Origin of the sequence: Salipiger bermudensis (genome assembly GCF_017309175.1) — a bacterium.
GTDB classification, from domain to species: Bacteria; Pseudomonadota; Alphaproteobacteria; order Rhodobacterales; family Rhodobacteraceae; genus Salipiger; species Salipiger bermudensis.
Genome location: NZ_JAEKJV010000016.1, coordinates 68,995 through 83,911, shown reverse-complemented (window position 1 = coordinate 83,911; position 14,917 = coordinate 68,995). Strand labels below are relative to the sequence as shown.

Annotated in this window: 13 protein-coding genes; 2 read left to right on the top strand and 11 right to left on the bottom strand. The window is 68.3% G+C overall.

The annotated features are described in order from the left end of the window. Window positions 1-21 precede the first annotated feature (21 nt). Window positions 22-957, top strand: coding sequence for an ABC transporter substrate-binding protein (locus JF542_RS19025; RefSeq protein WP_007804103.1), 936 nt, complete (start codon window positions 22-24; stop codon window positions 955-957). A 143-nt stretch (window positions 958-1,100) separates the two neighbouring features. Here the strand turns inward: JF542_RS19025 and JF542_RS19020 are convergent, their stop codons facing one another. From JF542_RS19020 to JF542_RS18985, 8 genes are all read right to left on the bottom strand, one after another. Next, window positions 1,101-1,925, bottom strand: a complete 825-nt coding sequence (locus tag JF542_RS19020) for an SH3 domain-containing protein (RefSeq protein ID WP_207077002.1) — start codon at window positions 1,923-1,925, stop codon at window positions 1,101-1,103. A gap of 125 nt (window positions 1,926-2,050) precedes the next feature. After that, entirely contained in the window at window positions 2,051-3,442 is a 1,392-nt protein-coding gene (locus JF542_RS19015) for a M20 family metallopeptidase (protein ID WP_207077001.1), read from the bottom strand. After that, window positions 3,439-5,004, bottom strand: coding sequence for a gamma-glutamyltransferase (locus JF542_RS19010; RefSeq protein WP_207077000.1), 1,566 nt, complete (start codon window positions 5,002-5,004; stop codon window positions 3,439-3,441). The genes JF542_RS19015 and JF542_RS19010 overlap by 4 nt, the downstream gene beginning before the upstream one ends. Beyond that, the gene (locus JF542_RS19005; protein WP_007804110.1) at window positions 5,001-5,984 is read right to left on the bottom strand and encodes an ABC transporter ATP-binding protein; all 984 of its coding nucleotides are present in this window, start codon (window positions 5,982-5,984) and stop codon (window positions 5,001-5,003) included. Before JF542_RS19005 ends, JF542_RS19010 begins: the two co-directional genes overlap by 4 nt. Then, on the bottom strand, window positions 5,981-6,976 hold the full coding sequence (locus JF542_RS19000) for an ABC transporter ATP-binding protein (protein ID WP_207076999.1): 996 nt from the start codon (window positions 6,974-6,976) through the stop codon (window positions 5,981-5,983). Before JF542_RS19000 ends, JF542_RS19005 begins: the two co-directional genes overlap by 4 nt. A gap of 3 nt (window positions 6,977-6,979) precedes the next feature. Beyond that, the gene (locus tag JF542_RS18995; protein ID WP_007804114.1) at window positions 6,980-7,876 is read right to left on the bottom strand and encodes an ABC transporter permease; all 897 of its coding nucleotides are present in this window, start codon (window positions 7,874-7,876) and stop codon (window positions 6,980-6,982) included. A gap of 1 nt (window position 7,877) precedes the next feature. Further along, window positions 7,878-8,795 (bottom strand): ABC transporter permease, encoded by a 918-nt coding sequence (locus JF542_RS18990; RefSeq protein WP_207076998.1) that lies wholly within the window; start codon window positions 8,793-8,795, stop codon window positions 7,878-7,880. A 95-nt stretch (window positions 8,796-8,890) separates the two neighbouring features. Further along, window positions 8,891-10,411, bottom strand: a complete 1,521-nt coding sequence (locus tag JF542_RS18985; RefSeq protein WP_224888112.1) for an ABC transporter substrate-binding protein — start codon at window positions 10,409-10,411, stop codon at window positions 8,891-8,893. 149 nt (window positions 10,412-10,560) lie between these two features. Between JF542_RS18985 and JF542_RS18980 the strand changes: the two genes are divergently transcribed. After that, window positions 10,561-11,316 (top strand): IclR family transcriptional regulator, encoded by a 756-nt coding sequence (locus tag JF542_RS18980; protein ID WP_242533835.1) that lies wholly within the window; start codon window positions 10,561-10,563, stop codon window positions 11,314-11,316. 15 nt (window positions 11,317-11,331) lie between these two features. Here the strand turns inward: JF542_RS18980 and JF542_RS18975 are convergent, their stop codons facing one another. The 3 genes from JF542_RS18975 to JF542_RS18965 all read right to left on the bottom strand — a co-directional run bounded on the left by JF542_RS18975 (window position 11,332) and on the right by JF542_RS18965 (window position 14,894). After that, window positions 11,332-11,727, bottom strand: coding sequence for a PIN domain-containing protein (locus JF542_RS18975; RefSeq protein ID WP_207076996.1), 396 nt, complete (start codon window positions 11,725-11,727; stop codon window positions 11,332-11,334). Next, window positions 11,717-11,944 (bottom strand): AbrB/MazE/SpoVT family DNA-binding domain-containing protein, encoded by a 228-nt coding sequence (locus tag JF542_RS18970; protein WP_007803897.1) that lies wholly within the window; start codon window positions 11,942-11,944, stop codon window positions 11,717-11,719. The genes JF542_RS18975 and JF542_RS18970 overlap by 11 nt, the downstream gene beginning before the upstream one ends. Window positions 11,945-12,053: 109 nt before the next feature. Further along, window positions 12,054-14,894: an FAD-binding and (Fe-S)-binding domain-containing protein gene (locus JF542_RS18965; RefSeq protein WP_207076995.1), complete on the bottom strand. Its 2,841-nt coding sequence runs from the start codon at window positions 14,892-14,894 to the stop codon at window positions 12,054-12,056. Window positions 14,895-14,917 lie beyond the last annotated feature (23 nt).

Genomic DNA, 14,917 nt, shown 5'->3' with positions numbered 1-14,917 from the left:
TTCCATGGGAGGTACTACCAGATGACGAAGACCTTTTTCGCAACCACCGCGCTGATCGGCGCACTGGCCTGCTCGGCGCAGGCCGAGACCATCGGGATCTCGATCCCGGCCGCGACCCACGGCTGGGCCGGGGCGCTGAACTACCATGCCGAGCGCACCGTCGAGCGCCTTCAGGAGGTCTACCCCGAGCACAGCTTCGTGCTGACCACCACGCCGGACTCGGCCACCCAGGTCTCGGATCTCGAGGACATGGTGGCGACCCGCGGCATCGACGCGCTCGTCGTGCTGCCGTTCGAATCCGAGCCGCTGACCGGTCCGATCCAGCGCATCGCCGAGAGCGGCACCTGGGTCACCGTGGTCGATCGCGGCCTCGCCGTGGAGGGCATCGAGACGCTCTACGTCGCCGGTGACAACGACAGCTTCGGCCGCACCGCGGGCGAGTATTTCGCCGGTGCGCTCGAGGATGGCGGCAAGGTCGTGGTGATGCGCGGCATCCCTTCCACCGTCGACAACGAGCGGGTCGAGGGCTTCGAGGCGGCAATCGACGGCTCCGGCCTTGAGGTGCTGGCGATGGATCACGGCAACTGGAACCGTGACACCGCGTTCACCCTGATGCAGGACTGGCTGTCGCGCTTCCCCGAGATCGACGCGGTCTGGGCGGCGGATGACGACATGGCCGTGGGCGCGCTGGCCGCCATCGAACAGGCCGGCCGCACCGACGAGATGATCGTGGTCGGCGGCGCCGGCATGAAGGAGATGGTCGACCGCATCCGCAACGGCGACGAGACGGTGCCGGTCAACGTCACCTACCCGCCGGCAATGATCTCCACCGCCATCGAGATGACCGCCGTCGGCGTCACCGGTGCCGCCCCGATGAGCGGCGAGTTCATCATCGCCTCGGAGCTGATCACGCCCGAGAACGCCGACGACTTCTACTTCGAAGACAGCCCCTACTGAGAGGCCTGCGCCCCGGAAAGCGGGGCGCCCTTGGACATGGTCAGGCGCCCCCGCGGGATATCGCGGAGGCGCTTTCAGTCTGTTCGGTCATTGAATTGAAGAAGGCGCAGCGCGGCTTCTTGCTCCGAGGTCGAAGGGCAAGACTACCGACGGGGCTGGCAGTCGACGCTTTCGACCTCTGCCGAAAGCACCGGGTCCGGCTCCAGCGAAAAGTCGAAGCGAAGCATCACGTCGCCGCCGCTGGTGCCGTCGCGAACCGGCAGTCGCATCCCGTCCTGCTGCCAGATCGTGCGGCGCTCTTCGGCGCCGAGGCTCTCGTAGGAAAGGCTCGCCTCGCAGACCAGCGCGACCTCCTCCGTCAGGAAGGGCGCATAGGCTTCGGGGATCTCCAGAGCGACGCTCAGGCGCAGCGTGCATCCCGCAAGACCCTGCCCCGCGCCATTGCCGCTCCGGCAGTCGAAGCGTGCGACATCCGTGCTCAGAGGCTCTTGCCGCCCGCTGCCCGGCACTGTGGGCCAGGGGCGCGGCAGCGTGGGCGACGGGACTGGCGACGGCCGCGTCTCCTGAGACGCCCCGAACGGCGCGTTCATGAAAGACCGTCGGCCGGTGGGCCGGCCCTCGGCGTCGGTGCCGCGGGTGAGCTTCATCCCCTCGCCCGTCCCGGCGGCCCGGGTGGCATCGACCCAACCAAGCCCCGCGAGGGTGGTGGCCTCTACCCAGCCAGACGGATAGATCCCGCCAAGATCCACGAGCTGCACCCAGCCACCGCGCACCGCGCGCACGCGGAGCATCGTGCCCGGGCCAGGCCGGCCGATCACCCGGCTGTCGAAGCCCGGCGCCCGGCGCAGGTCGAGATGGCGGTCGTCGAGCGTGGCGGCGTATCCGGGTTCGAACGCCACCGCGGGCTGCGGCATCGACACGGAAAGCAGCAGGGCGGCCATCGCCGCCCGGATCGGGAACAGGGTCATCTGAGCGCTCCTCTTTCACCGGCCAGAGCAGCACCCTGCGCAAGAAAGTGCAAGGGATCGCGGCACGCCCGGCGCACCGCGATCCCCGATGTCTTTGAAAAGCTCTGTTGCGAGACGTCCTGTCCTCAGCTGGCGGGCGTGCCCCCTGCCCCGACATCCCAGAACACCCCGGCCATGACCCGCAGCGCATCGCGCGACACCGGCTTCAGGATGTGCTCGTTCGGCGCATGCTGCGAGCAGCCGCGATAGGAATGCGGCACCCAGATCGTCGGCACCTCGAGGATATCGGTGAAGCTGTCATTGGGCAGCGAGCCGGCGAGGTTGGGCAGCACGTGCAACTCGCCCGCCGTCTTGCGGATCGAGGCGCCCACGAACTGCGCCCAAGGGTGCTCGGGATCGAGCCGGGTGGCGGCGAAGAAGCCCCGGTCATGGGCGCGGATCTGCACCCGCTCGAAGCCATGCGCATCGAGATGGCGGCGCAGCGCGGGGATCACCTCTTCCGGGTCGGTGCCGACCACGTAGCGCAGCTGGCAGGTCGCCCGCGCCCAGCCCGAGATCGCGTTGACCGGCGCCTCGGGCACGCCCGAGACCATCGCCAGCACGGCAAAGCTGTTCCAGCCAAAGACCCGCTCCGCCGGTGTCAGGCTCTCCTCGCCCCAGTCCGGGTCCACCGCCGGCCCCTCGCCGCCCGCCACCGGCAGGTCGCGCAGCGCCGCGCGGACGCTGTCGGTGAGGCTGTCAGGGCGCCATTCCGGCACCTTGATCTGGCCGCGCGCGTCGGTGATGCAGGCCAGCGCATGGGCAAGGATCATCGCCGGATCGGCGAGCAGCCCGCCCCAGTTGCCGGAGTGATGCGCGCCCTCGTGGGTCTCGACCACGAGATCGAAGGTCGTGCCCCCGCGCGAGCCCATGAACATGGTCGGCACCTCGGGCTGCAGGCGCGGCCCGTCGGAGGCGATCAGCACATCGGCGGTGAGCCTGTCCTTGTAGGTCTCGAACACCTCGGGCAGGCCCACCGAGCCGACCTCCTCGCTCATCTCGATGACGATGCGGGTGTTGAAGCCGAGGCTTCCGCGCGTCGCCAGCACCGCCTCGAGCGCGGCGATGTTTACGAGGTGCTGGCCCTTGTTGTCGGCGGTGCCACGCCCGTAGAGCCGCTCGCCCTCCTCGACGATCTCCCACGGCGTGAGGCCCTCGCGCCACATGCCCTCCTGCCCCAGCACCGCGTCGCCGTGGCCATAGGTCAGCACCATCGGCAGGCCCTCGGCCTCGACCCGCTCGCCCAGCAGCAGCGGCCCGCCGCGCGGATCGGGGTTGTCGATGATCTCGCAGGCGAAGCCGAGCGCCTCGAGCCGGGGCAGCATTGCCTCCTTGAGGTAGCGCAGCGACTCGTCGCGCGCCTCCTGCGCCGGGTTCTGGCTCTCGGTGCGGAAGGCCACGAGGCCCGCAAGGTCCGACTGGAAGGTTCCCGCGTCGAAATAGTCGGTGACATGGGAGATGGCGGCGTCGCGGGTCATTGGTCGTCCTCGAGGGCTGCGTCGCCCCAGGGCGACATGATTTCGGTGCATCCGGTGTTGGTCGCGCCGTCGCGCATCACGCCTGCGGGGCAGGCAAAGGCATAGGGCAGCACGGTGCGGCGGGTGGTCTGGACCGGCATGACGGCGCCGAGTGCGCTCAGCACGTCTTGGGAAAGCATCTCGTCGGCAACGATGCCGGTGCCGCCCGAGACGTCGATGCGCGGCGTGTGGAAGGCCTCGCCGATACCCATGCCGCCATCGACCACGAAGGAGGCCAGCTGCGACACGGCGGAGACGATCTTGCGCCCGCCCGACGCGCCAAGCGCGACGCGGCGTTCGCCTGCGGCGCCCAGCACCGGGCAGACATTCATCAGGCAGGCCTTGTCAGGGGCCAGCGAGTTGGGCTTGCCCTGCTCGGGGTCGAACCACATGATGCCGTTGTTCATTAGCAGCCCGGTGGCGGGCGAGACCACGCGGCTGCCGAAGATCGACAGCAGGGTCTGGGTGTTGGCCACCATGTTGCCGTCGCGGTCGACGACGGAGAAATGCGTGGTGCAGCCCGGCGCCTCGGGCACCTCGCCGGTATCGCCCATCTTGCCCAGCCGTTCGGCATAGGCGGTGGCGAGCGCGCGGGCATAGGCGGGATAGGCGGACGCGGGATGCGACAGGTCGGCGTCGGAGAGCTGCTCCATCACCCGCGCAAAGGTCGGGCCTGCGGTGAGGCCGGGCATGACGTGGAACAGCGCGTCGCGATAGGACACCGGCTGCGCCGCCCCCACCCAGGCGCGGTAGCCGGCAAGATCCTCAGCGGCGAGGCTGCCGCCCTTGGCCTGCACGTCCTGCGCCAAGGCGCGGCCCACGTCGCCCTCGTAGAAGGCGCGCGGCCCGCCGGCGGCCAGCGCCTCGAGCGTGTCGGCCATGGCGCTCTGGTCGAGGCGGTTGTCGGGGATCGCGGTCCAGCCGCTGCCCTTGGGCCAGACGCCGTCATCGAGAAACAGCGCCGCGGCGTCGGGATCCTTGGCAAGGTTGCGCGCGGTCGAGGCGATCAGCAGCGCCGCATACCAGTCGACCAGCATGCCCTCGCGGGCGAATGCGACAGCCGGCGAGAGCAGCTCGGCCCAGGGCATCCGGCCCCAGCGGGCATGGGCCTGCCCGAGGCCGTCGACGGTGCCGGGCACCGCGATGGCCTTCGCGCCCTCGACATTGCGGTCCTCGACCACCCGCTCCCACGGGAACAGGTCGCCAGCCTTGCCCTCGCCGCTCAGCGGGTAATCGGCGACCTTCAGCCCGCGCGGCGAGCGCATCCCGAAATTGATCGCCACCGCCTCGCCGGTATCGGCGCGCCAGTGCACCGCCGCCCCGCCGCCGGCCGGTCCGCTCATCCACGGCTCGAGCACCCCGATGGCAAACGAGGTCGCCACAGCCGCGTCGACCGCGTCGCCACCGGCGCGCAGCACCTCGGCCCCGGCTTCGGCGGCAAGGCGATGTTGCGCCGCGACCACGCCGCCCGCGGTCTCGATGACGTGCTTTCGGGTCTCCTGCGTCTTCGACAAGGCGCTCATGCGGCGCTCCTTTCGAACATCGGGCTCTCGGGGTCGTGCAGGTGGCACTCGACCCGGCCGGCCTCGGTCTCGAGCGGGCGCGGCGCGACCGCCTTGCAGTGCTCTGTCGCGTGCGGGCAGCGCGGGTGGAAGGCGCAGCCCGAGGGCGGATCGATCGGGTTCGGGTAGTCGCTGCCGAGCGAGGTCTCGGGCACGCCCTGCGTCGGATCGGGGGTGAGCACAGAGCTCAGCAGCGCGCGGGTATAGGGATGGCGCGGCCGCTCGAAGAGATCGGCCACCGGCGCCTCTTCGACGATGCGGCCGAGATACATCACCGCCACCCGCGTCGCGAGGTGCTCGACCACCGCGAGGTCATGCGAGATGAACAGGTAGGTCAGGCCGAACTCGCGCCGCAGATCGCCCAGAAGGTTGAGGATCTGGCTTTGCACCGACACGTCGAGCGCCGAGGTCGGCTCGTCGCAGATCACGATCTCGGGGCGCATGACCAGCGCGCGGGCGATGGCCACGCGCTGCCGCTGCCCGCCCGACATCTGGCTGGGATAGGTGTTGATCACCCGCTGCGGCAAGCCCACCACGTCGAGGATCTCGCGCACCGCCTTCTGCTGGCTGGCGGCATCCCCGATCTTGTGCACCCGAAGCGGAAGCGAGATCAGATCGTAGATCGACTTGCGCGGGTTGAGCGAGGAATAGGGATCCTGGAAGATCGGCTGCAACCGCCCGGCCAGCGCGCGGCGGTCGAGGCCCGCCATGTCGTCGCCTTCGACCAGCACCTTGCCGGCGGTGGGCTGTTCGAGCCCCAGCAGCAGCTTGGCCAGTGTGGACTTGCCGCAGCCCGACTCGCCCACGAGCCCCAGCACCTCGCCCTTGCGCATCGAAAGGGTCACGTCGTTGACCGCGGTCAGCGGCTTGCGGGTGCCGAACAGGCCCTGCTTGACGCTGTAGGTCTTCTTCACCCCTTCGAGGGTCAGGATATCGCTCATGCGACCTCTCCTTCTTGCGACAGCGCCCCGTCGGGATGGATGCAGCGGAACGCGTGGGTGGCGTCGCCGCGCTCAGGGATCGGCGCACGGCACTCGGGCCGGGCGTGCGGGCAGCGGGTGCGGAAGGCGCAGCCCGTGACCTCGCCGATCAGCGAGGGCACGATGCCCGGAATGGTGCCGAGCGGTGCGCCGCGCTCGGTCTTGCCGGGCTGCGGGATGCAGCGCAGCAGGCCGCGGGTGTAGGGATGGCTGGGCCTTGCGAAGACCTCGGTCGAGGGGCCGGTCTCGACCAGCTCGCCGGCATACATCACCGCCACCTTGTCGGCGACGCGCGCCACCACGCCAAGATCGTGGGTGATGAGGATCATCGCCATGTTCATCTCGCGGGTGAGATCGACCAGCAGGCGCAGGATCTGCGCCTGAATGGTCACGTCGAGCGCCGTGGTCGGCTCGTCCGCGATCAGCAGGTCGGGCTCGCACATCAGCGCCAGCGCGATCATCACGCGCTGCCGCAACCCGCCCGAAAGCTGGTGCGGATACTGGCTCAGCCGGCTTTCGGCGGCGGTGATGCCGACCTTCTCGAGCAGCTCGATGGCGCGGGCGCGGGCCTGCGCGTTGCTCACCTTGCGGTGCAGCCTGAGCGTTTCGGCCAGCTGGTCCCCGATGGTGTAGGCCGGGTTGAGCGAGGTCATCGGCTCCTGAAAGATCATCGCCATCCGGTTGCCGCGCAGCGTGCGCATCACCCGGCGGTTGGCTTTCAGCAGATCGACATCCTCGAAGCGCATCTCGTCGGCCTGCCGCTTGATGGACTTGCCGAGCAGCCCCATCACCGCCAGCGAGGTCAGCGACTTGCCCGAGCCACTCTCGCCGACGATCGACAGCGTCTCGCCACGCTTGAGGTCGAAGTCGATGCCCCGCACCGCGTGCAGCGTGCCGCTGCCCATGGGAATGTCGAGGGTCAGGTTCTTCATGGAAAGGATCGTGTCACTCATGGCTCAGCTCCTGCCTTCGGGGGCGGTGACGTCGCGCAGACCGTCGCCCATCAGGTTGATCGCCAGCACCAGCACGAAGAGCACCGCGCCGGGGATCAGCACCAGCCACGGCTCGAACAGCATCATGTTCTTGCCCTCCGACACCATCAGGCCCCAGGACGGGGTCGGCGGCTGCACGCCCAGGCCAAGGAAGCTCAGCGCCGCCTCGAGCAGGATGGCATGCGCCATCTCGAGCGTGACCACGACGATCAGGTTGTTGAAGATGTTGGGCATGATCTCGGTCAGCACGATGCGCGGGGTCGAGGCGCCGATGACCTGCGCGGCGGCAACGTAGTCGCGCCGGCGCACCTGCAGGGTCGAGGCCCGCATGACCACGGCGAAGCGGTCCCAGAGCAGCAGACCCAGCACGCAGATCACCACCGTCAGCGAGCCGCCGAGGATGGCGACCACCGCCAGCGCCACCAGCACCACCGGCATGGCGAGGCGGACGTTGATCAGGAAGGTCACCACGGCATCGACCTTGCCGCCGAAATAGCCGGCGGCGACGCCCATGGCGGTGCCGATGACGCCCGAGATCAGCGCCGCAACGGCGCCGATCAGCAGCGACACGCGGGCACCGTAGATCAGCCGCGACAGGTAGTCCCGGCCAAGGTGGTCGGTGCCCAGCGGGTGTTCCCACGTGCCGCCCATGAAGACCGGCTTGACCATGCGGTTCATCAGGCTCTGCTCGTAGGGGTCGTGCGGCGCCAGAACCGGCGCCAGCAGCGCAACCAGCACCAGCAGCAGGACCACGGTCATGCCGAAGATCAGCGCCTTGTGTTTCAGGGCGCGCGCCTTGAGCATCTGCCGCGGCGACGGGCCTTCGATTTCGCGAAAGAGGGGATCGGTGGCGTCGGTCACGTCAGGCGCTCCGCATTCTGGGGTCCAGCCACGCGTTGAGCACGTCGGCAAGGAAGGTGAAGACGATGTAGAACATCGAGAAGACGAGGATCAGCGCCTGCACCGTGGGCAGGTCGTTGCGCGCGATGCTCTCCCACGCGAGGTAGCCCGCGCCGTGCAGAGCAAAGACCGACTCGACCACGATCGAGCCGCCAAGCATGAAGCCCATCTGCACCGCCGCGAGGCTGACCACCGGGATGATGGCGTTGCGCAGCGCGTGCTTGAAGAGCACCCGCGTCTCGCCGGCGCCCTTGGCGCGCGCGGTGCGGATGTAGTCCGAGCCCAGCACGTCGAGCATCCCCGCGCGGGTCAGGCGCATGATGGCTGGCATGGCGTAGTAGCCCAGCACGATGGTGGGCATGATGAAATGCCGCCATGTCGCGGCGCCCGAGGGCGGCAGCAGGCCGAGCTGGATGGCAAAGACCACGATCAGTATCAGGCCGAACCAGAACGACGGCATCGCCTGCCCGGCGACCGACAGGAACAGCGCCACGCGGTCGATCAGCGAGTTGGGACGGATCGCCGCCACCACGCCGAGCGGCACCGCGGTCAGAAGCGCGAAGAGGATGCCGCAGACGCCCAGCGTCATGGTGACCTGAAGCCGTTCCGCGATCAGGCTCGCAACCGGGAGCTTGAAGTAGTAGCTCTCGCCGAAATCGCCGCGCAGGGCCGAGAACAGCCAGTCGCCGTATTGCACCAGCATCGGTCGGTCGAAGCCATAGATGCGGCGGATCGCCTCGATGTCCTCGCCGCTTGCGGTCTCGCCCGCCAGCGCGGCGGCCGGATCGCCCGAGAGGAAAAGCAGGGAAAAGCTGATGAAACTGACGGTGAAGGCGACAAGCAGCGCCAGCCCCAGCCGTTTCAGAATGAATGGAAGCATGCGAACCCTCTCGCGCCGGACCGCATGGCCCGTGCGTCTGGTATCTCGGTGGTCTGGGAAGCGGGTGAGAGGCCGTGCCCCTCACCCGTGTTGGATCAGTTCCAGCTCATGTCGACGAAGCGCAGCACTTCATCGGGCGTGGGCGTGTAGCTGACAGTGTCCGAGAACACGTAGTTGGTGTTGTACGTGAACATCGGGGCCCAGAACGCCTCGTCGGCGATCTTCTGGATGGCCTTGGTGTAGTACTCGATGCGCTCGTCCGGGTCGGTCGAGCTATCGGCCACGTTGAGCCACTCGAGCACCTCTTCGTCGCGGGTGCTGTCGAGCGAGCCGTGCTTGAAGAACTGGCTGACCATGGCCGAGGCGTCGTTGATCGAGTAGCTGCCCCAGGTCTGGAACGACAGCGGCACCTTGCCATCCATGTTGAGCTCGCGCAGCGCCGAATACTGCAGCATCTTGAAGTCGGTATCGATGCCCACGGCGTTCAGGTACGACGCGATTGCCTCGGCGTACTGACGGTCGCGATAGGCGTAGAACTCGGTGCTGAAGCCATCCGGATAGCCCGCCTCGGCCAGCAGTTCCTTGGCCTTCTCGGGATCGTACTCGTATTCGGTCACGTCCTGGATGCAGCCGAACTGGCTCGGGAAGCAGGGCGTGTAGACAACCTTGGACGAGCCCTGAAGCAGCGCGTCCACCAGTTCCTGACGGTTGATGGCGTGGTTCACGGCCTTGCGCACCAGCGGGTCGGTGAACGGGGTGTCGCCCGAGCGTCCCGCGCTGTCCATCTGCAGGTAGCCCACGCGCATGGTCGACTCGTTGGCGACGGTGAACTGCCCCATCTCGCCCAGCTTCTCGGCCTGGTCCGCCGGCACCTGCCAGATCAGGTCGAGCGAGCCCGAGAACAGCTCGGCCATCTGCGTGTTGACGTCGGGAATGGTGCGGATGTCGATCTTTTCGATCTTCGGCTGGCCCTTGGGGCTGTCGTGGTAGTTCTCATTGGCCTCGAGCACGAAGTGCTGGCCCGGCACCACGTCGAGCACCTTGTAGGGGCCGGTGCCGACGGGCTTCAGGCCCATGCCCGACGGGCCGGCCTCGGCGTAGTACTCGTTGGGGTACATCGAGACGGGACCCGAGAGGAACTCGATCGCCGCGGGGAACTTCTCCTTGAGCTTGATGCGCACCGTGTAGTCGTCGATCTTCTCGGCCGACTCCATCCAGTTGACGTTGCGCTGGGTCTTCACGCCGTTCTCTTCCTTGGCGACGAAGTTCACCGTGTAGACCACGTCGTCAGCGTTGAACGCCTCGCCATTGTGGAAGGTCACGCCCTCGCGCAGCTTGAACTCGAGCGTGGTGTCGTCGATCCACTCCCAGCTCTCGGCAAGGTTGCCGACGTATTCGTTGGTTTCGGGGTCGCGATAGATCAGGCCGTCCCAGACGGCGCGCTGCATCACCACGCCTTCGCGCGACGAGTTGAAGTAGCTGTCGACGTTCTCCAGCTCCTTGGTGAAGGCCACGTTCAGTGTGCCGGAAGCCTTGTCCGCGAAGGCAGGCATTGCGGTGGTCATCGCCAGCGTAAGGGCGAGGATCGCGGAGCGGTCCAGAGGTCTTCTATTCATTTTAACTCCCGTTGGTTGACATTTGTGTATCATTATTTGATACATTAGATTATTATTTAATCATCTTAGCCGGACAGGCATGGCTGTCGTCAAGCCCCCTCTTCACCAAAAGCGGGAAGCGCGCCGGTTGATGAAGGCAGCGGTTGCAAATGAAGCAGAACTCTCTCCACGTCGGAACGCTCGCAAAGGGGCTGCGCCTGCTGCGTGCCTTCGACGAAGCCCATGTCTCCCTGACGCTCACCGAGCTGGTCGAACGCACCGGGCTCGAGAAGAGCGCGGTGCAGCGCTTGGCGCACACGCTGCATGTCGAAGGGATGCTCGACCGCGACCCCGACACGCGGCGCTACCGCCCGAGCCACGCCTGGCTCGAGCTGGCCTATGTCTACTACTGGTCGGATCCGCTGATCTCCCGTGCCCTGCCAAAGCTGATCGAATTCAGCCGCACGGTCGGCGAGACGGTAAACCTGGCGCAGATGTCGGGAGATCACATCATCTATGCCCTGCGCCTGCCCAATCACCGCACCCACTTTGCCGCGAGCATCGTCGGACGTCGGGTGCCGGCGCTGGCCACCGCGTCGGGACGGGTGATGCTCGCGACGCGGAGCGAAGCAGAGTACCGCGAGGCCTGCGCCACCTGGCCCCTGCCTGCCGCGACGCCGCTCACGATCACCGACCGCGCGGTCGTCGAAGATGACGTGATTGCCGCGAGACGCAACGGCTACACCATCACCGAAGCGCAGGTCCTGCTGAACGAGATCAGTCTGGCGGTGCCGATCATCGGCACCGATGGCCGCGCCGATGCCGCCGTGCAGGTGTCGCTGTCGAGCCTGACCTACGATTTCGACCGCGTGCGGCACGAGATCCTGCCGGTCCTGCTCGACACCACTGCCAGTATCCAGGGCTGACAGCCCTCCGGCGGGTCAGAGGAAGGGGTTCGTGATCCGAAGCTGCCCTTCGATCAGCAGGCCGGACTGCATGTCCTCGGAATGCAGCACCGTGCATCCCGCCAGCAGCGCCGCGGCGACGATCATCGAGTCGTAGACCGAGAGCCGGTAGCGCTCGGCCAGGGCGCGGCCAACCGCGTGGGTGCGCGGCGTGAGATCCTCGACCTCGCACAGCTCTTCGATTCCAGACAGGAAGGCGCCGGCCTCATCCCAGTCCATCCCGGCCTTGCGACGGCAGTTCACCAGCGCCTCGTTCAGCACCTGCACGCTGATCCGCGGCGCGCGCAGCAGCAGAGCCTCGGCGCGGTCCGCCTTCGGTCCGTCGTCGAGCAGGTAGAGGATGACGTTGGTGTCGAGAAACTCAGCGCTCATGCGCGGCGTCGCGACTCAGCCGATCCTGCGCCGAAAGCCGGCCACGGAACCGCCGCAGCCCGGCCAGCACCTCGTCGGGGCGCGCGTGGCGCGTCACCGCGAAACCGTCGTCACCGGCGGTGAGGTCGATCTCGTCGCCTTCTTTCAGCCCAAGCTTGCGGACCAGCTCGGCGGGCAGCCTCACGGCAAGCGAGTTGCCCCATTTCGCGACCTGCATGGCGGCCTCCTCCGGAGTTGGATATACTCCACCATATGTATATCCAACGGGGCAATATGGCAACCGCCCGGCAGGAATCGACGGGACCCGGGCCTGAGGTAGCCGCCGATCAGCCGGGATCACCCAACCGGTCGGCGATCAGCCCCAGCGGATGGCGCAGCGCCTTGCCGCCGAGCCGTTCGCTCTGGCAGCGACAGGAAAAGCCGGTCGCCGCCGCCTCCTCGGCCTCGGCCACGGGCCCGGCCCAGGACAGGTCGAAGAGCTTGCGCGACATCTCCTGATGGCGGTCCTTGTGACCGAACATGCCCGCCATGCCGCAGCAGCCGGTCGCGGGCGTCTCGATCTCGAGCCCGATCCCGGCGAAGACCGCCTGCCAGTCCTTGCGGGCCGCCGGCGCACCGGTGCTCTCGGTGCAATGGGTAAACAGGCTGAGCCCCCCACCCTTCGCCTGCGGCAGGCGCACGCCCGAGCGCACTTCCGACGCGAGGAACTCCTGCGGCAGCAGCAGCGCGGGAACGTCGAGCCCCGCCTTGCGGTAGTCCTGCCGCAACGCCATCACGAAGGCCGGGTCGAGCCCGATCATCGGGGCGCCGGTGGCAGCCCCCTTCCGCAGCGCGTCCGAAAGCCGGTCGGCCATCGCCCGGAAACCCGCCGCATCGCCCAGATCGCCCGCCACCTTGCCCGCCGGCAGCATCTCGACGAAGCGCGGCGCATAGCCGAGCGCAGTGAGCCCGCGCAGCACGTCGCGCTGGGTCGCCTCGTCATAAAGCGCCGAGAACCAGTCCATCCAGACCAGCACGGTGCGCTCCGGCAAGGTCTCGCTCTCGAGCTCCCGCACCGAGATCCGCGCCGCGCGCGGCAGCGGCCGGGCGAGACTGCCCGGCAGGTCGGTGACGCCAAGCACGCGCTCGGTGATCCTGCGCGCCAGCGGCCAGAACGGCCGCGTCAGCGGTGCCGCGCGCAGCAGCCACGGGCTCAGCCGCTCGGCCAGAAGCATGGCGCGGTCGGTCAGCGGGCGCGCCTTGCGGGCGTAGACATCGGCATAGACCGCCGCACGCATCGAAGGGATGTCGACCTGCACCGGGCAGGTCGAGGCGCAGGCCTTGCAGCCGAGGCAGGTGTCGAGCGTGCCGAGCAGGTCGGCCTCCTCGACGGTCTGCACGCCGGTCCGCTTGCCCTCCTGCCACGCCCGCATCGCGTCGGCCCGGCCCTTGGGCGAATGACGCAAGTCCTCGGTCGCCTTGAACGAGGGGCACATTGGCGTGGTCGCCGCATAGCTCAGGCACTGCGCGTTACCGTTGCAGCGGAAGGCCTTTTCCAGCGCGTCGCCCTCGGGCGCGTTGAACGGGCGGAACGGCGTCGTCGCGATGCCCATCACCGGCGTGTCGGTGGCCACCAGTTTGCCCGGGTTGTACCGGCCCGCCGGGTCGAAGGCCGCCTTCACGCCCTGCAGCGCGGTATAGGCCTCGGGCCCGATCCAGCCCTCGAGATAGGCCCCGCGCACGCCCTTGCCGTGCTCGCCCCAGAAGATGCCGCCATGGCGATTCACCAGCGCATAGATCTCGTCCGAGACCTCGACCAGCCGGGCGCGGTCTTCCTCGGCGTCGATGTCGAGCGCCGGTCGGATGTGCAGGCAACCCACGTCGACATGGCCGTAAATGCCAAAGCTCAGCCCATGCCGGGTGAGGATCTCGAGAAAGCCGTCAAGGAAGGCCGGCAGCTCCTCGGGGGGCACCACGCAATCCTCGACGAAGGCCACCGGCCGCGCCCGCCCCTCGACCTTGCCGAGCAGCCCGACGCCCGCCGAGCGGATCGCCCACAGCTCGCGGATCTCGTCGGCGCCCGAGGCCACGTGCACTGCCCGGATGCTCGGCAGACCGCGCAGCCGCGCCTCGCAGGCGGCAAGCCCGGCCTCGAGCGCCTCGGCGCTGTCGCCGTTGAACTCCACGAAGGTATAGGCAAGCGCCTCGCCGCCCTTGGGACGCAGCGCCTCGGGCAGACGCCCCAGGAGCCCCGCCTCGCTGGCCAGTGCTTGCACCCGTTCGTCCATCACCTCGATGGCGGTGGGATCGTCCTGCATCAGCGGCAGCGCCGCGGCGAGCGAGTCGCGGAAGCTGGCGAAGCCCGCCACCACGAGGCGCTTTTCCTTCGGCAGCGGACGGAGCTTCACCCGGATGCGGGTGATCGGCCCCAGCGTGCCCTCGGAGCCGGGGAACAGCCGCCACCAGTCGAAGCCGCCGTCTTCGGGACAGGCGCGTTCGAGATCGTAGCCGGTAAAGCGGCGGTTGAGCCGCGGTGTGTTGGCGATGAAAGCCGCCCGCCCCGCCCGCGCCGCGCGCTCGGCGGCCTCCAGCATTGGTTGCGCCCAGCCCGGTGCGGCGTCAAAGCTCGAGACCAGCCCCTGCCCCCGCGCGATCTCGACGCCGACGAGGTTGTCCGAGGTCTTGCCATAGATCCGCGAGCCCTTGCCCGAGGCGTCGGTCGAGACCATGCCCCCCACCACGCAGCGCGTCGAGGTCGAGGTCTCTGGCGCGAAGAACAGGCCCCTCGGGCGCAGCTGCGCGTTGAGGTCGTCAAGCACGATACCGGGCTCGACATCGGCCCACTGGCCTTCGGGATCGACCTCGAGCAGCCGGTGCATGTGGCGGCGCATGTCGAGAATGACGCCCCGGTTGAGGCTCTGCCCGTTGGTGCCGGTGCCCCCGCCGCGCGCGGTGAGCGCGAGATGCGCGAACTCGGGAAGCTCAAACACCGACATGGCCGTCACCACGTCCTCGGCATCGCGCGGCGCCACGATCAGGTCGGGCAGGATGCGATAGACCGAGTTGTCGGTCGACATGGCCGCGCGCAGGGCGCTGTCGCGCTCGACCTCTCCCCTGAAGCCCGCGGCGCGCAGGGCGGCGGGAAGTTTGGCGATGGCGTCGGCGAAGCGGCTGTCGGTGGCGGTCATGCGGGTCTCCTGTGCGGGCGCAT